The sequence below is a fragment of the Luteolibacter yonseiensis genome, assembly GCF_016595465.1.
GTDB classification, from domain to species: domain Bacteria; phylum Verrucomicrobiota; class Verrucomicrobiia; order Verrucomicrobiales; family Akkermansiaceae; genus Luteolibacter; species Luteolibacter yonseiensis.
Map to the genome: position 1 here is coordinate 931,033 of NZ_JAENIK010000011.1, position 18,461 is coordinate 949,493.

Sequence of the window (18,461 nt, forward strand, 5' to 3'; positions counted from 1 at the left end):
TCCAATTTTTTTCTCATATAGCAAATACCCGAAAATACCCAAAACCCCATGAAACCCCGTAATCCTCAATTCCTCCCCCGGACCCTGATGGTCTGCCTCGCGCCATTGCTGGCCTGTGCCACGGCCCAGGCGGAGGTTGTCTTCACGAACGAGTCCAATACCAACGGAGTGTGGACGCTCCCCGCCGGAACGAACCTGCTCACCGGCCGCGCGCCGGTTGTCACCGCCGCCACCCACGAAGCGTCATCCAGCAGTTGGGATACCGTGGTCGACGGCACCTTGGGAGATGCCGGCGGAAATGCCACCACCAGCGTAACTCCCAACAATGGCGAGAGCGTCACATTCGCATTGGATCTCACCTCGAAACCGGAGGGGCATAACATCACCTCGTTCGATTCCTACTGCACGTGGGGGAACTCGGGACGGGACAACCAGAATTACATGCTCCAGTACTCCACTGTGGCGAATCCCAGCAATTTCATCACCATTTCCACGGTTGACCTGAGAACCAGCAACGACCGTTCCACCCACACCCGCCTGACGGACACCTCAGGCTTCCTCGCCACGGGCGTCCACTCGATCAAGATCATCTTCGACCGGCAGGAAAACGGCTATGTGGGCTATCGGGAGTTTGTTCTCAAGGACGACTCCAGCGTCGTCTGCGTGGACAACAGAAACCGCAATGACAATGCCAACTGGTCCCCGCTTGTCGGACCGAATCTGCTCAACGGGGCCACCGCCACACCCGCTCCCGCCCAACCGGTGCACGGCGGCGACACCGCCTCCTCCAGCTGGGCCACCGTGACCGACGGCGTGCTCGGGACGACGGATGCGGCGGGCAACATCCAGAGCGTGACACCGAATAATGGCAATACGGTCACGTTCCCATTGGATCTGGCGGCGAAACCCGCCGGCTACGACATCACCTCCTTCGAATCATACGCCGCATGGGGAAGCAACGGTCGTGATGACCAGAGGTTCACGCTCGAATACTCGGTCGTCGGCGCTCCCACGGTTTTCCTTCCTCTGACGGAGGTTTTCAACCACACGGAATATCCACCCACCGATTCTCCCAAAAAGGCGACACGGACCAGGGTCACCCGCAGCGGCGGAACTCCTCTGGCGCTTGGGGTGGCGGCCATCCGCCTGACGTTCCACGATCAGGAAAACGGCTATTGCGGCTATCGCGAGTTCATTCTTCGTGACACTCCTCCGGTGATCACCGTCGTCAAGGAGTCGAACAACACCAACATCTGGACCTTCCCCACCGGCACCAATCTTCTCGCAAACACCCTGCCGAAAGATCCCGCCTTCGCCGCCGGCAGCAACCACGGGGCGACGGACAATACGAATCCGGATTGGGCGGTGCTGACCGACGGTTCGGTCGGATCCGCAGGGAACCAGTTGGAAAGCGTCGGGCCGAACAATGACACCTATGTCGTTTTCCCGCTGGATATCTCCACCAACTCGAAAGGCTACAACCTGACCTCCATCGACACCTATGCCGCGTGGGCGAACAGCGGCAGGGATGACCAGAACTACAAGGTTTCCTATTCCACCGCGGAAGATCCGACGGTCTGGATTCCCATCCAGACGATCAGCAACCAGACGCTTCCTCCCGTCAACGCGACCCACACCCGGATCGCATCGACAGCTGGCAATGTGTTGGGAACCCATGTGGGCGCGCTGAGATTCGACTTCGCCGGCCAGGAGAACAGCTGGGTCGGCTTCCGCGAATTCATCGCCCTGGGCAGCCCGGTGCCGCTCTTCACCCCGCTCACCTGGTCGGGTGCCACCAATTCCACCTGGGATCTGACGGCGGACAACTGGAAGGAAGGAACCGCAAGCGCGCCTTACAATGTCCTGGCGCCGCTCAGCTTCGATAGCAGCAGCAACGCCTCCAACAGGAACATCAACATTCCGTCTGCGATCAATGCGGCCGGAATGACCTTCACCAACGGCGTCGCCGCTCCCTACACATTCGCGGGACAAACACTCACCGTTGCGAACAACATCTCCTTGGAAGGAGCCGGGAACGCCACGTTCAACAATCCGGTGGTCGCCGGCGGCATCTCGATTTCCGGAACCGGCAGCCTGACCCTGGGGACCAACAACGACCTCACCACCAGCATCCTCGTGAGCAACGGCTCGCTGAACGTTGCGAGTGACTCGGGTGTCGGCACCGCTTCGGTGGCTGTGTCCGGAGGCATCGCGAACTTCAGGTCCGGGCAACCGGTGGTTGCCAGCCTTTCGGGAACGGGTGGCTCGGTGATCCTCGGAAATTCCACCTCCGGAACGGATACGGAGCTCTACATCGGCAGCTCGACGTCCACCAGCTATGAGGGAGCCATCACGGATGCCTCGGCCACGGCGAACGGCGGCCTGTTCAAGGTGGGTATGGGAACGCTGACCCTGGGCGGTGCCAATACCTACACCGGAATAACGACGGTGAGCGAAGGAGCGCTCACCTTTGGGAAGCGCAACTCGCTCTATAACGGCGACACCACGAAATGGACCGGCTCCAACATCATCGTTTCAACACTGCTGACCCTCCGTGTGGGAGGGACCGGTGAGTTCACCAGCGCGGACGTCGCGGCGATCGGAACCAGCGGATTCGCGGAGGAAGCCACGCTGGGTCTGGATTCGACGAGCGGAAACGCGGTGATTTCGAATGTGATCGCCAGCTCCGCCCCGCTTTCCAAACTCGGGGTGAACAGCTTGTCCTTGTCGGGCACCAACACGTTCACCAAGGGAATCACCGTCACACAGGGAACACTTGTCGGAGCGAATCCTGACGCCCCTTCGTTCCCGAGCGACGTGACCGTGGGGAATGGCACCTATGACACGTTCGTGAACATGGCCTTCGACAACCAGTTCGGTCCGGACGCGGTGCTCAGGTTCAATGTCGGCAGCGGTGCGATCAACGGCAAGGTCCAGCTCCGTGGCACCAACCAGACGGTGGCGGGTCTTGAGAGCGCGACGACCAACCGCCTCGGAATGATCCAGAACGACGAAGTGGGATCTCCCGGCTACACGGAGGATCCGGGTTCCGCCTGGCTGACGATCGACACGGACGAGGATCATGTCTTCAACGGTTTCATCCGCAACCAGGCGGGAGGCTCCATCTCCGTCACCAAGACGGGAGCGGGAACTCAGGAATTCTCCAACGCGTTGATCCCGACGAACTTCAGCTACAATGGTCTGACGATCATCGAGGAAGGCACGCTCCGGTTGAACTTCAGGAATGCGAACAGCGGATTCTCGTCGCCTGTCACGATCGAGGAAGGCGCGACGTTCAACCTGCGCGGACTGGAGGTGAACGGAGGCGGATTCAACTTCGCGCCCGTCATCGACGGACCCGGCAAGCTGCTGGTGGATGGCATCAACGCGGTGCGGCTCACCAACAATGCCAACACCCTCACCGGCGGCATCACGGTTGGCTCCGAAGTCCTCGAGTCCTACTACGGATTCCTCGCGCTTGTCGGCAACGGCGGTGCGGGAGCCGGTGATGGCGAAGGACAGTATTGCGCGGCCGGCGCAATGATCCCGAGCAACGTGCTCACCGTCAACGGTGGTGCGACCCTGGCTCTGGATGGCATCGCCCCGCTTGGCAATTCAACCATGCTGGCGGAGTTCGGACCTTCGATCCGCATCAACCAGGGATCGCTCCTCAGCGGCGGAAGCGGCACGGTCGCCTTCGTGCCGAACCTCACGCTGGATGGCGCCGAGGTGAGGATCACCGGCGGCGGCACCGCGGGTGATTTCAATACGAACCTTGCCTTCGTCGGAACGGTGGTGGTTCCCGCCGGATCAAGCACCAGGGCGTCCCGTATCTTCACCGATCCGGCCTTCCTGATCGGTGGCGCGACTCCGAGTGACAATGCCAATGTCTCCCTCGGTTCCGCCGCGTCTCCCGGAACGGTCTTCGATGTGGCGGATGTCACGGGCAATGGCGATGCCGACCTCACCGTCAGCTCGTCGTTGAAAGACATCCGTCCGCTTGGTGTTGCTACGGCGTCACCGCTGACCAAGAGCGGTCCGGGAACGATGGCGATCACCGGAGACAATTCCTACACGGGTGACACCCGCGTTCTCGGTGGTGTGCTGACGGTGAACGGCGGCTCCATCCCGGACTCCAACAAGCTCGTCATCGATGGTGGCAAGCTCGGCCTCGCCGGGGATGAAACCGTGGGCACCTTGTATTACGCAGGGGTGCAGCAGATCGCCGGAACCTACGGCAGCACCGCTTCCACCGCGGCGTTCAAGGATGACACCCGTTTCTCCGGAACCGGAGTTCTGACCGTGAGCAACAATCCCGTGACGGATCCGTACCTGATCTGGGATGACGTGATTCCCAACGCCGCCGACCGCGACCGTGGGGATGATCCGGATGGCGACGGATTCACCAACCTTCAGGAATACCTCTTCGGCACTTCACCGGTCGCCAGCACCGGTTCGCTGTCCACCATGGAAAAATCCGGCACGAACCTGATCCTCCGCTGGTGCCAGCGCGCTCCCGGAAACTATGTGGTGCAGGAAAGCGAGACCCTGGCGGCGGATTCATGGTCCACCAGCCTGGTGACGCCTTCCAATGCGTCGGATCAAGGCGGCCTCTATTCGTCCGATTACGTCCGCAAGGAGGTGGTCATCCCGATCAGCGGCTCGAAGAAATTCATCCGCGTCAAGGCCACCGAATGATCCTTTCGGCACGATGACCTGATTCCAAGGATTCCCGGAGTCGCTCGTGAGAGCGGCACCGGGAATCCCATATCGGCGGAAGGCTGGTCATCCGCCGGAGATCCGCCATTTTCCACTTCAGAGAAGTTCTGAAAAACCCAATCCCGCTTCTCCCGGTCCACGATGATCCCTCATGCCATCCTCCGTTCCGCCGCCCGCATGGCGGCGTTTTTTCCGGCACTTCTGTTTGCCGATGCCGTCGTCACTTTCAACGAGGTGAACTACAATCCCGCTTCGAACCAGGATGCCGAGTGGCTTGAGCTGCACAACCAGATGGCGGTGAATGTCGATATCTCCGGGTGGAGGATCACCGAAGGGATCGATTACACATTTCCCAATGGTACGGTCATCGCCGGGGGCGGCTACATGATCGTGGCGAAGAATCCCGCGAACCCGGCACTCACCGGCATCCCCGGAGTGCGGGGGCCGTTCTCCGGAAGCTTGTCGAACTCCGGAGAAACCATCGAACTCGTCAGCCGCTCCGGCCGGGTGATGGATCATCTGGAATTCGGCGACGTGGGTGCCTGGCCGATCGCCGCCGATGGGGTCGGTGCGACCCTCGCCAAACGCGCGCCCGGGACCGATTCGGAAAAAGCATCCAGCTGGACCGCAAGCCTCACGACCGGCGGAACCCCGGCAGCGAGGAACTTCCCCACGCCCGGAGTGCCGATCCAACACGTTTTCGCGAACACCGCTTCGGCATGGCGGTTCAATGACACGGATGCCGCCCCCGCCACCGGCTGGACCGGCGCCGCGTTCGACGACTCCACTTGGGCGGCCGGCCAGCCGCTTTTCGGCACCACGACCTCGTCGCCGGTGCTCACCGTCACCGCCGATCTGACCTCGAGATATCGCGCCGGTGCCATCACGGGAGTGTCCAACGGTTCGACATTCTCCCAATGGACGGACACCGCCACGGCCGACGGGGTTTCACAGAACACCTCCGCCGGAGGAAATCCGACCTACCGGACCGATGTCACACCGTCGGGAGAACCTGTCGTGCGCTTTGACGGAAATGATGAATACCGCGCGTCACAGGCACCCGGCATCTCCGCTTCGTCCGGTTTTGTCTATTTCATCGTCTGCAAGGCCAATCCGGGGATGGCGAATGGCGACTTCTTTTTCGATCGAGACAGCACTGACTTCGATTACCCGCTCGCATCCCTCAAGGTGAACGACAACCGCTATGAGTTCCAGAAACGGGATGATTCGAACAACGGCCTCGGCGGCCCTGTCTCCACCTCGTCCATCGCGACGGACAGGTTCCAGATCGTCGCGATCCGCAGGAATCCCGCCGCCTCCCGTTTTGAAATCTGGGTGGATGGCGTGATGGAGGCCAGCACCCCGGATGACGGTGAGAACCTGACTCCCCAGCCCATCGTCATCGGAGGCCACTCCACCGCGGGCAGCAGCGCGGGGGTTCCAGCGGACATCGCGGAACTGCTCGTTTATAAAAACGAACTGTCGGACGGCGATTTCCTATCCGTCGGGGCCTATCTCGAAGCCCGTTACGGCCTGGCCACCGCATTCCCCGATACGGCGGTGAAAACGGGAATCTCTTCGACAGCCCAAACCAGTTATTTCAGGAAGTCCTTCAATTTCTCGGGGGATCCCGGCCGCACACAACTCCGCCTCGATCAGACGACGGCGGATGGAGCGGTTTTCTATCTGAATGGTCAGGAGATTTCACGGACGAATCTCCCGCCGGGAGAGGTGGCTCATGGCACCGCCGCGCTTTCGAACATCGTCCAGCCTGCGGCGTCGGGTTTCCAAACGGTACCATCGGGCGCTCTGGTGACTGGAACAAACGTGCTCTCGGTATCGCTTCACAAGGCGCCGGGTGACAACAGCGCGTTTTTCTCCGCGCTACTGGAGGCGACGGAAACGCCCGTTGATCCCGAAGCCGCTCCCTCCCTGAAGTTGAACGAAATCGCCGGGACGGGCGACACTGCATTTTTCGTTGAAATCATCAACGACAGTCCCGCTGCCATTTCGACTGCTGGTTATGCTATCGGCATTTCGGGTGGAGCCACCCATGCGCTGGCCGCCACTTCCATCCCGGCGGGCGCGGTGGCGGGCTTCACCGAAGCACAACTGGGGTTCCGTCCGGCGGCGGGCGACAAGATCGTCCTGTCCGCTCCGGGTTCCAGAATCGCGGATGTGCGGCTGGCCGCCACCACTCCCGGCGGACGTGACCGGACTTCCCCGGGGGACTGGCTCAGGCCTGCTGCGGCGACTCCGGGAAGCGCGAACCAGTTCGCATTGAATACGGACGTCGTCATCAATGAAATATGTTACAATGCTCCCGATCTGGCAGCCATTCCCGGTGTGCCGCCCGTCACCGGCACGCTTCCGTTGATCTCCTATGGCACCACCTGGCGCTACAACCAAAGCGGACCCGCCCTGCCTGCGAATTGGGCGGCTACGGCACATGCCGTAGGTGGTGGCTGGCAGTCCGGACCCGGCACGCTCGGTTACTCGACGAACGGAACGCTCCAATCCGGCTTGGCCACGGTGCTGACCTCTCCCGCCCTGAACAATCCGTTCGTCATCACCTATTACTTTGAGACGGATTTCACCCTCAGCGCGCCGAACGCGGCGACCCTGTCCGCATTGAATCTCACGCATCTGCTGGATGACGGCGCGGTTTTCTATCTGAATGGCGTGGAGCTGGCGCGGGTCAACATGCCTGGCGGCGCGGTGACCTCCGGCACGGTGGCCGGCACCGGCGTCGCCAATGCCGTCGAGACGGGACCCATCACCGTCGCGGTTCCTCCTGGTGTCGCTGTCGCCGGTTCGAACAGGCTTTCGGTCGAGGTGCACCAGAACAGCACGAGCAGCAGCGATGTGGTATTCGGGCTCCAGGCTTCCGCAACCATCACTTCCGATCCGGGCAGCCCGGCGGTCCCGGAACTTGCCTCACAGCAGCAATGGATCGAATTATACAACAAGGGCCCGGTCTCCGTCGACCTGTCCGGGTGGAAACTGAGCGAAGGCGTCGGCTACACCATTCCCTCCGGAACAACCCTGGCTGCGGGAGGGTATCTGGTGGTGGCGAAGGATCCGGCGCTGGTTTCCGCGGCAGGGCCGGTGCTCGGTCCGTGGTCGGGCAGCTTGTCCGGAAGCGGCGAGCGTGTGGTGCTCTCGGACGCGGTGGGGAATCCAGCTGATTCCGTTTCCTATGTCGATGGAGGACGCTGGCCGGAGACAGCCGACGGCGGGGGGAATACCTTGGAACTCCGCGATGCGCGGTCGGACAATTCCCTTCCCGAGTCATGGGCCGCCAGTGATGAGACAGCCCGGCGCACCTGGCAGACCTTCACCTACCAGGGAGTCGCGACCGCCAGCACGGTGGGCCCGGATGGGCAGTGGCGGGACTTTGTTTTCGGTCTGCTGGATGAGGGAGAGATGCTGATCGACGACATCACGGTCACGGAAAATCCGGCTGGAAGCCCGGTTCAGATGATCAGTGGCGGAGACTTCGAAAGCGGAGCTACGGGCTGGCGTTTTCTTGGCAACCACAGCGACGCCCGTGTCGTCGTCGATCCGGCCAACGCCTCGAACCACGCGCTCTACCTGCGGGCCACCGGGGCCACCGAGCACATGCACAACCATGTGGAAAAGACGCTTCAGAACGGACGCTCGATCGTCAACGGCCGCACCTACCGGATTTCCTTCAAGGCCCGCTGGATCAGCGGCTGCAACAAGCTCAACACCCGCTTGTATTTCAACCGCCTGGCTCGGACCACCACCCTGGCCCGGACCGAGGTCCTCGGCACTCCGGGTGCGGTGAATTCCACCGCCGTGACGAATGTCGGCCCCGGCTTCACCCGGTTCACCCACTCGCCCGCCGTTCCGCAGCCGGGGGAGCCGGTCACCGTCACCGCCCGCGCGGGCGATGTGGACGGGCTGGGCGGCCTCACGCTTCATTATTCTCCGGCCGGCGGCGCGTTTGTCAGCGTGCCGATGACCCCCACGGGGGAGGATGGGACTTATGCCGCAAGCATTCCGGGATTTTCCGCAGCATCCGTGGTGCGTTTCTATGTGGCCGCCACCGACGGCGCGCAAGTTCCCGCGATCTCGTATTTCCCGGCGGAGGGCCCGTCGTCCCACGCGCTCTATCAGGTGAACGACGGTCTGGCCGCGACCAACGGCCTGCATAACATCCGCATCATCATGGATCCCGCCGACAAGGCCCTGCTTTACCGAGTGAACAACCTGATGAGCAACGGCCGCATCGGCTGCACCGTCATCTATGGTGAAAGGGAGATTTACTACAACACCGGCGTCCGGTTGAAAAGCAGCCAGCGCGGGCGGCAGAATTCCGCCCGTGTGGGATTCAATCTCTCGTTCAACGACGACCAGCTTTTCCGGGGTGTGCACGGCACGATCGCGATCGACCGTTCGGAGGGCCAGATCACCGGAGCACAGGAGATTCTCTATGATCACATGATGTATGCCAGCGGCGGCATTCCCGCGGAGTGCAATGATCTGGTGAAGGTCATCGCGCCGGATCCTGCGCACACCAGCACGGGCATCCTGCAGATGGCCCGCTTCGGGTCGGTCTTCCTGGATTCGCAGTTCGAGGATGGCGCGGACGGGACGGTTTACGAATATGAACTCATCTACTATCCGACCACGGCGGATGCGAATGGCTACAAGCTGCCGCAGCCGGACAATGTCGTCGGCGTGGGGGTGACCGCCATGGGGGACGACAAGGAGAACTACCGCTGGAGTTATCTGACGAAAAACAGCGAGGACAAGGATGACTACTCGCGGATCATCGCAATGACCAAACAGTTCGACCAGTCCGGCGCCACATTCGACGCCACCGTGAACGATGTGCTGGATGTGAACCAGTGGCTCCGTGCGCTGGCCTATTCCTGCGCCAGCGGGGCGGGGGATTCGTTTTTCTCGAACTCTGGTCACAACGGCCAGTTCTACGCCCGCCCGTCCGACGGGAGGGTTTTGTATTTCCCCCATGACATGGACTACGCGTATAACGCGACGATGTCGATTTTCGCCAATACCGAGTTGCAGAAACTCACGGCCAATCCGGCCCGGCGTCGTATCTATCTCGGCAACCTGCATGACATCTGCACGACGGTTTTCAACCAGTCCTACATGTCCGCATGGACGGGCCACTACGGCTCGCTGCTGCCAAACGAGAACTTTTCAGGACACCTGGGTTATATCAACACCCGGTCGAACTATATCCTTTCCGCCATCAACGCGGAAATCGCCCCGCTGGCGTTTTCCATCACGACCAATGGCGGTGCGGATTTCTCCTCCACGGACACGCCCGTCGTCATCTCGGGCAAGGGGTGGGTGAACGTGAAGGACATCCGCCTCGCGGGATCCGGCACCACTCTCGGCGTCACGTGGACATCGTCCACGGAATGGAGCGTGGTGGTCCCGCTCAACGGAGGGGTGAATCTCATCCAACTGGAAGCCTTGAACTATTCCGGGCAGGTGGTGGGGACGGACAGCGTCACGGTGACGAACAGCGGGAATACCCAGCTTCCTTCCAGCGGGAATCTGGTGATCTCGGAGATTTACTATCACCCGCTGGCGAATGCGGATGCTGAGTATCTCGAACTGAGGAATGTCTCAACCGCGACGGTGGACATGAGCGGCCTCGCCATCACCGGAATCTCCTATGTCTTCCCGAGTGGAGCCACCCTGGCCCCCGGCGCGAGGGCGTTGCTGGTGAAAAACCAGACAGCCTTCCAGTCTGTGTTCGGCACCGGCCGGCCGGTAACGGGTGTTTTCATCTCCGGCTCGCTCGCCAACGAGGGGGAGACCCTGACCCTCCGCCGCGCGAACGGAGATCTGGTCCTGACAATGGATTACAGTGATGATCCCCCGTGGCCGACCCTCGCGGACACCGCGGGTTATTCGATCGTTCTCATCGCACCTTTTTCAAATCCGGATCTGTCGGATCCCCTGAGCTGGCGCGCGAGTGTGGCACCCGGCGGTACGCCCGGCACGGATGATTCGGTCGATTTCGCGACGTGGAAAGCGGAGCATGGCAATCATGCCGATCATCTCGATGCCGATGGTGACGGGCTGACCACGCTGATGGAGTATTTCGTCGGTGGCGATCCATCCGTCGCCGAGCCAGGCCTTGCTCCGACCTATGCCCTGGAGGCGGGTGGCACGGCGCTGCTTTCCATCACGCGGCGTGCCGATGTGGCCGGACTCAATCTCGTGCCTCAGCGCTCGGAAAACCTCCGCGTCTGGGAAACTGCGGAAAAGACGGCGTTTGTTGGCAACACCCGTATCTCCGGTTCGCCCGCCCGCGAGCGGCTCACCTTCCGCGTGTCCGGTCCCGCAGGGGCCAGCCGCCGGTTTTTCCGGTTCGCCATCCACTAGACTTTCCATAACTCTCATGAAACTTCATTCCAATCCAACAAGCCGGAAGGTGTGTGCCGCGTTAGCGCTGCTTGCGAACCCACTGCTCGCCGAGGTGACCTCCACCAACCTGCGCTGCGAGTATCTCACGGATCCCCACGGCATCGAGGTGAGGCAGCCGCGCCTTTCCTGGCTGGTCGGATCGCTCGAGCGTGGTGAAAAACAGACGGCTTATCAAATACTCGTGGCCTCATCCGAAGAGCTTCTGGCCAAGGACAAGGGTGACCTGTGGGACAGTGGCAAGGTCGGCGGGGACGCGACGAGCCAGATCGTTTACCAAGGTGCGGCCCTCGCATCGCGTTCACGTTGTTTCTGGAAGGTGCGGTCATGGGACAAGGGGGGAGAACCTTCCGAATGGAGCAAGCCCGCCACATGGTCGATCGGGTTGCTGGAGCAATCCGACTGGAGCGCGAAGTGGATCGACGCAAGCGCGCGGGTGAAGCGTGACCCGGGCCTGCCGACTCCCGTGATCTTGAAGGCCTCCTACGAACCGGTGCAGGGTGGAGGAGGCCTTGATGTGACCGAACAACTCACCGCGAAAGCCACGTCAGGCGGGTTTTCCGTAGAAGTGGGCAACGAGGGTTTTGGCAATGACCCTGCCTATGGCAAGGTGAAGCACCTGCGCGTGGAGTATGACATCGCGGGGAAAAAATCCGTCAGGTTTTTCCCCGAGAAGGCGTCCATGAATTTCCCCCAGGACCTCTCGCCGCCACCCAGGATCCTCCGCGCCTCGTATGAGGCGGCGGATGGAGTCGGTTCCATGGATGTGACCGCGAAGCTGGCGCAACTGGCCGAGGCGGGGAGTTTCACGCTTGCGGTGGACAATGGGTCCCTCGGGGCCGATCCGGCCTTCAACCGCGTCAAGAAACTGCGCGTCGAGTTTTCCGTGAACGGACAGCCGGTGACGAAGTCCTTCGATGAAAACACCCGGCTCCACTATCCGACGGATCTGGTGGCTCCCGCAACCGTCCCCTATCTGCGGAAGACCTTCACGGTGGATAAACCGGTGGTGAGGGCCACCGTGTATGCCACGGCCCTGGGCATCTATGAGCTCAACCTCAACGGCAAACGGGTGGGTGATCATTTCCTGGCCCCCGAGTGGACGGACTTCTCGAAACGCCTGCGCTATCAGGAATATGATGTCACGGCCTTGCTCGCCCAAGGACGGAACGTGCTCGGGGCGCAGGTGGCGAATGGTTGGTATTCCGGCCATATCGGCAACGGAGGATTCCAATATTGGGGGAAAAGCCCGGCGCTTCTCGCCCAACTGGAACTGACCTATGCGGATGGCGGCAAGGAGCGCGTCGTCACGGACCACACTTGGAAATCCCATGTCAGCCCGTTGACCGCGACGGATTTCATGCTTGGGGAGGACTATGACGCGACCAAGGAAATCAAAGGCTGGAACGAACCCGGATTCGATGATTCCGGATGGCTCCCGGTGGCGGAGCGGGATGAACCCGCGCGTGAGATGAACGGCCAGGTGATGGAGCCGGTGAGGCAGTTGTCCACGATCAAGGCGAAGACCCTGACGGAACCGAAGGCGGACAAGTGGACCTACGATCTCGGGCAGAACATGGTGGGCATTGTCAGATTGAAGATCACCGCCGCGGCAGGCACGAAGATCACCTTGCGCCACGCGGAGATGCTCAATCCCGATGGCACCGTTTACACGGACAACCTGCGCGGAGCACCATCGATCGACACTTATGTCTGCAAAGGGAAGGGTGAGGAAATCTGGCAACCGTCATTCACCTTCCATGGGTTCCGTTATGTCGAACTGACGGGCGTGTCCGAAAAGCCCCCGTTGGACGCGGTGACCGGCGTGGTGATCGCATCCGATACGCCGCAAACCGGTAAATTCGTCTGCTCTGACGGACAGGTGAACCAGCTCCAGTCCAACATCGAGTGGGGGCAAAGGGGGAACTACCTGAGCGTGCCGACGGACTGCCCGCAGCGGGACGAACGTCTGGGCTGGATGGGCGACGCGCAGGTCTTCGTCCGCACCGCGACCTACAATGCGGATGTCGCGGCATTTTTCACGAAGTGGCTGGTGGACGTGACGGACAGCCAAGCACCCAACGGCCAGTTCGCGGATGTCGCCCCGTTCGCCGGACCATCGAAGGGGACACCCGCTTGGGGCGACGCCGGCGTCATCTGCCCGTGGACGATCTACCAGGCCTATGGCGATCTCCAACTGCTGGCCCGCCAATATCCCTCGATGGTCCGTTGGGTGGATTATTCGAGGTCGGGAAGCACCGGATTCATCCGGAGCGGAAACCGTGGCAGCGACTATGGAGACTGGCTGTCCATCGGTGCGGACACCGACAAGGAACTCATTGGTACGGGATATTTCGCCTATTCCACGAAGCTTGTGGCGAAGGCCGCGGCGGCTCTTGGGAAGACCGAGGATGCCGCCAAATACGAGGAGCTTTTCCAATCGATCAAAAAGGCGTTCATCGCGAAGTATGTCTCCTCCGATGGCAAGGTCGCCGGAGAGACCCAGTGTGCCTATGTGATGGCGTTGAAATTCGACCTGCTGCCCGACGAACTCCGCGCGAAGGCCGCGGATCATCTGGAGGCCGACATCATCTCGAAGGACTACCACCTCTCGACCGGATTTGTCGGAGTGAGCTACCTGCTGCCGGAGCTCACCAAGGCCGGGAAAACCGCCACCGCCTACCGGCTTCTCCATCAGGACACGTTCCCTTCCTGGCTGTTCTCCGTGAAAATGGGAGCCACGACCATCTGGGAGCGCTGGGACGGCTGGACGCCTGACAAGGGATTCCAGAACGTCATCATGAATTCCTTCAACCACTATTCGCTCGGTTCCTGCGGGGAATGGCTCTACGGCTCGGTCGCGGGCATCGACCTGGACCCTGCCGCGCCGGGATTCAAGCGGATCATCATCAAGCCGGTGCCGGGTGGCAAGCTGACGGAGGCGAGCGGTGAGCTGAAGACCATCCATGGACTCGTCACCAGCGCATGGAGTTCGGCGAACGGGACCTTCACCCTCACCACGGCGATTCCGACGAACACCACCGCGACGGTCCATGTCCCGGCGAAGGGGCTCGACAGCGTGTTGGAATCCGGCAAGCCGGTGGACTCGGTGGAGGGCGTGAAATTCCTCAGGATGGAAAACGGTGCCGCCGTATTCTCGGTGGAATCCGGCCGTTACCAGTTCACCAGCGGAAAAGGAGTGGTCTCCGGCACGGACAAGATCTCACGGCCCGCGACCGGGGATGTGAAAATCCTGGTGAGCACCCTTCTGGCGAATGATGGAAAGGGCAGTGTTTTCCGTTCCGCCGCCCCCCTGAGCATCAATGGCGCGGCGATCACCGTCCGCGACGGCTCCCTTCACTACCAGCCCCCGCCCGGGAACACCGGGCCGGATGTGTTCACCTACACCATCCAGACTCCTCAAGGGGGAGTCGCCACGCACACGGTCCAGATGGCCGTCGCGCAGGAAAGAGCCACGGCGCAAGCCATGGAATAGGAATACGGAATCCGGAGCCGTGTTTCATGGGTAGGGCGGCCCGCGTGGATGGGTTCACGCGGGTCGCCTGATTTCCGGGTTGCGTGGCCCGGATTCGGCGCGCAGGCTGTGATCCATGTTCGCCGGATTCCTGCCGGTGGAGATTTTTTCCTGAAACAATGAATAACAACCATGGTGAGCCGTCCAAGATCATGCGGGAGCCTGTCGGCTCCCTCGATCCGGATTCCTCCATGAATGATCCGGACGAGGATTTCCGACTGGTGGCACTGGCGCAGAAGGGGGACATGAAGTCCTACGACGCGCTGGTGACACGGCACCGTGGAAAGATATTCGCCATGATCCGGAACATGATCCATCAGGAAGCCGACGCATGGGACCTCTCTCAGGAGGTCTTCATCAAGGCGTGGCATGCCCTGCCCCGGTTCGAGGCGAAGGCGAAATTCTCCACGTGGCTCTACCGCATCGCCCACAACGCGGTTTACGACTGGGTTCGCAAACGGAAAATCGAGAGCGCGGGTGAGTTGAATGATGAGATTTTCGAGCGCGAACGCATTGACTCCGGGTCACTTACCACACCGTCCGGAGGAGAATCTCCCGACGATACCCTGGTACACGGCGAGCTGCGTGAGAAGATCCAGATCGCTCTCAACAAGCTTTCCGCGGAACACCGTGAGGTCGTTATCTTGAAAGACGTGCAAGGATTGTCGTATAAGGAAATCGCCGAGGCCATGTCCAGCACCATGGGCACGGTCATGAGCCGGTTGTTCTACGCACGTCAGAAACTCCAAGCCCTGCTAAAAGATGAATACGAATCCCGATGAAGCGACGCTGGCCCTTTGGCTGGACGACGAATTGACCGGCGCGGAACTTGCCGCTGTCGAGGCGTGGGCGGTTGGCCAACCGGAGCAACTCGCCGCCCGTGAGGAGATCCGCAACTGGCGGAAAACCATCGCCGCGGTTCTGCCTGCGAGCGAGGAACCCCCGTATCCGGATTTTTTCAACAGCCGCGTGATGCAGGCGATCCGGGAGCAGTCGCCTGCGATTCAGGCTGCTGAAACGGCTCCGGTGCGGAAAAAATCGTTCTCATTCACCTCATGGCTGATGCCGTTGACCGCTTGTGCCGGGATGGTGCTGGCGTTCTGGGTGGGGAAAACATCGCAGACCGCTCCGGAATATGATGTGTCCAATGCTCCCCGGGCGGTTTTGGTGGACCCGGTCATCTACACCCCCGAGAGCGGTGTGAATGCCGAATGGTTCGCGAGCACGAAGGCTTCCGCCAATGTCATCGTCCTGAACGGTGTCGCGGCGATCCCCGATGCCATGGATTTCAACGAAACGGTTTTCGTTCCGACCGAGAGCGAGGTCGATTCGACGGCTGAGGTGGAATCTCAACCCGAAATCGAAACGGGGCCATGATGCGGCGTGAATGGATACGGACCGGCGTCATGCTGGCGGCTCTGGCCTTCTCCGGCCTTTCCACGGCTCAGGACGACCCGGGTAAGACCAACATGGGACGGGTGAGTGTCACCGTTTATTACGCGACGAATGGCGATCCCAAGGCGGCCGGCGAGGGGAAAAAAGAGGTGAGCAAGGAGACGGAGAAACGTCTGCGCGGGGAAGAACGGCTGAGTTTCAAGAATTACCGGGTGCTGGGGCAGGACGTGCAACCGCTTCTCCGGAGCTATGAAAGCTGGGCCCAGCCGCTGAAACCTTCGGATGAGGTGCTCGTACGCTTCGAGGCGCGCAGCAAGCCGACGCCGGATGAGGTCGCCCTCGATCTGGAATTCTGGCTGAGCCGGAAGAAGATCCTGAAAACGGACGCACGCCTGGAGGGTGGCAAGCCGTTGTTTGTCCTGGGGCCCGAATGGAGGGGCGGGCGGCTTATTATCGCCGTTGCCCTTGCGTCGAAGGAGAAACCGGCTTCATAATGGAGGCATGAAAACCATCATCGCCCTCTGGCTGTCTTTCCTGGCCTTTTCGCAGGCGGCGGAACTCAAGTTCAAGGAACTGACCCAGGATGTGAACGCCCCGGCGGACGCCAGGACGGTGACGGCGGATTTCAGTTTCACTAATGACACCGGCAAACCGGTGACGATTTCAAAGAGCGATCCCGGCTGCTCGTGCCTCAAGGTGGAGATTTCCGGCGGAAAGCTCAAGTATGGCCCCGGAGAGTCCGGTACCCTTCGCGCGACGTTCGATCTGGGGAATTTTTCCGGCACCGTGGACAAGGTTATTGGCCTGTGGCTGGACGACGACTCCAGCGCCACTCCCACGATGCGGCTGACGGTGCGCATCCACATCCCCGTGCTTGTCGTGATGGAACCCGCCAAAACCTTGTCATGGACCGTGGGTGAAAAGCCCGCGCCACAGACCATCCACATCCGCATGGCGGAAGGGGAATCGATCCGTGTGACAGGAGTGAAATCCTCCAGTCCGAATTTTGTTTGCGAAATCAAAACCGTGGAAGAAGGGAAAAAATACGATCTGGTGGTCTCTCCGCAGGATACGGCGACTCCCGGTATGACCGTGATCCGCGTCGAAACCGACTGCAAGGTCGACAAGCACAAGACCCAGCAGGCCTTCGGTGTGGTCCGCAAGGCCTCCGCACAAGCCGCCACCAATCCATGATGCGCGCGTGGAATGCCGCTGCGATGTTTGTTTTGGTGTCCGCAAGCCTGGTCCGGGCGGCGGGACTGGAATTCGCCGAACTCCGGAAAGAGACCCGGGCCGCGATCGACGCGAAGTCAGTGATCGTGGATTTTCCTTTCATCAACAAAAACGGCAGGCCTGTCACCATCACCAAAAGCGATGCGAAATGCTCCTGCCTCACCGTCCAGATATCAGGCGGAAAGTTCACCTACGCTCCCGGGGAGTCCGGCGTCATCAGAACGACGATGGCCCTTGGAAACCTCTTGGGCCCCCAGGAAAAAACGATCGATCTCTGGCTTGACCAGGCACCGCCCGACAAGCCGTCGATGCGCCTGGATCTGGTGGTCCAGATTCCCAACGTCATCAGCCTGGAGCCGAAAACAGTGCATTGGGACATTGGTGGCAAACCGGAACCCCGGACGATCCACATCGTCATGGATGGCGGCAAGCCGATCCATGTCACCAATGTGACGGTTCCCGAGGAGTCGTTCCGGTATGAGCTGAAGACCTTGGAAGCCGGCAAACGATACGACCTCGTCGTGACCCCCTTGGATACCAAGTCTCCCCTGCTGGGCAGGATCCAGGTTGAAACCGACTGTTCGATTTCGAAATACAAGAACCAGCAGGCCTTCGCCCAGGTGCGCAAACCTGTGGCGGAGAACGTCGCCAACCAGCCATGAATGCTTTCGGTCAATTCGCAGCCATCGTCTCCATTTCGTGCGCGGCAGCGGGCGGAACCTACCTGATCAAGGGCGAGCCGGTGCGCCGGCTGGCATGCGATCCCGCGACCTTGAAGGCGGGGGAGGTCTGCCTGGAGCAGATCCCGCCGGATGACAAGATCCTCTGGGTGGACGCTCGTCTTCGCAAGGACTGGGAAAAATCCGGAGTTCCGGGGTCCGTGCTCTGGAATCTGGACCCGGCGGAAGACATGCAGGTGTTCGAGGCGGAGACGGCCATGAAGATCATGGAAACCCCGCGTGTCATCGTCTATTGCGGCGACGAGAACTGCGGCATCAGCAGCCAGGTCGCCGAGCGGATCCGATCCTTGCAACTCGGTGCGGAGGTTTCCGTGCTGCGAGGGGGCTGGAGGGCGTTGAGTGAGGCGGGAAGGGTGAAAAAGCCGGTGGATTCCGCCGCATCCAAGTGATGGCTCCGCCGGATTCCG

At 61.1% G+C, this 18,461-nt stretch carries 9 protein-coding genes; all 9 read left to right on the forward strand.

The genetic code is table 11. The annotated features are described in order from the left end of the window. The first annotated feature begins 48 nt into the window (after positions 1–48). Positions 49–4,698, forward strand: a complete 4,650-nt coding sequence (locus JIN84_RS13740; protein WP_200351613.1) for a beta strand repeat-containing protein — start codon at positions 49–51, stop codon at positions 4,696–4,698. A gap of 162 nt (positions 4,699–4,860) precedes the next feature. Beyond that, positions 4,861–11,112, forward strand: coding sequence for a lamin tail domain-containing protein (locus JIN84_RS13745; RefSeq protein WP_200351614.1), 6,252 nt, complete (start codon positions 4,861–4,863; stop codon positions 11,110–11,112). A 16-nt stretch (positions 11,113–11,128) separates the two neighbouring features. Continuing rightward, a complete protein-coding gene (locus tag JIN84_RS13750; protein WP_200351615.1) occupies positions 11,129–14,647 on the forward strand; it encodes a family 78 glycoside hydrolase catalytic domain in 3,519 nt (1,172 codons plus the stop codon). 158 nt (positions 14,648–14,805) lie between these two features. Beyond that, entirely contained in the window at positions 14,806–15,468 is a 663-nt protein-coding gene (locus JIN84_RS13755) for an RNA polymerase sigma factor (RefSeq protein WP_234043465.1), read from the forward strand. After that, the gene (locus tag JIN84_RS13760; protein ID WP_200351616.1) at positions 15,449–16,063 is read left to right on the forward strand and encodes an anti-sigma factor; all 615 of its coding nucleotides are present in this window, start codon (positions 15,449–15,451) and stop codon (positions 16,061–16,063) included. The genes JIN84_RS13755 and JIN84_RS13760 overlap by 20 nt, the downstream gene beginning before the upstream one ends. Continuing rightward, on the forward strand, positions 16,060–16,575 hold the full coding sequence (locus tag JIN84_RS13765) for a hypothetical protein (protein WP_200351617.1): 516 nt from the start codon (positions 16,060–16,062) through the stop codon (positions 16,573–16,575). Before JIN84_RS13760 ends, JIN84_RS13765 begins: the two co-directional genes overlap by 4 nt. 7 nt (positions 16,576–16,582) lie before the next feature. After that, on the forward strand, positions 16,583–17,275 hold the full coding sequence (locus JIN84_RS13770; RefSeq protein WP_200351618.1) for a DUF1573 domain-containing protein: 693 nt from the start codon (positions 16,583–16,585) through the stop codon (positions 17,273–17,275). Then, complete coding sequence (locus tag JIN84_RS13775; protein WP_200351619.1) at positions 17,272–17,976, forward strand: DUF1573 domain-containing protein; 705 nt, start codon at positions 17,272–17,274, stop codon at positions 17,974–17,976. Before JIN84_RS13770 ends, JIN84_RS13775 begins: the two co-directional genes overlap by 4 nt. After that, positions 17,973–18,443: a rhodanese-like domain-containing protein gene (locus JIN84_RS13780; protein WP_200351620.1), complete on the forward strand. Its 471-nt coding sequence runs from the start codon at positions 17,973–17,975 to the stop codon at positions 18,441–18,443. The genes JIN84_RS13775 and JIN84_RS13780 overlap by 4 nt, the downstream gene beginning before the upstream one ends. Positions 18,444–18,461 lie beyond the last annotated feature (18 nt).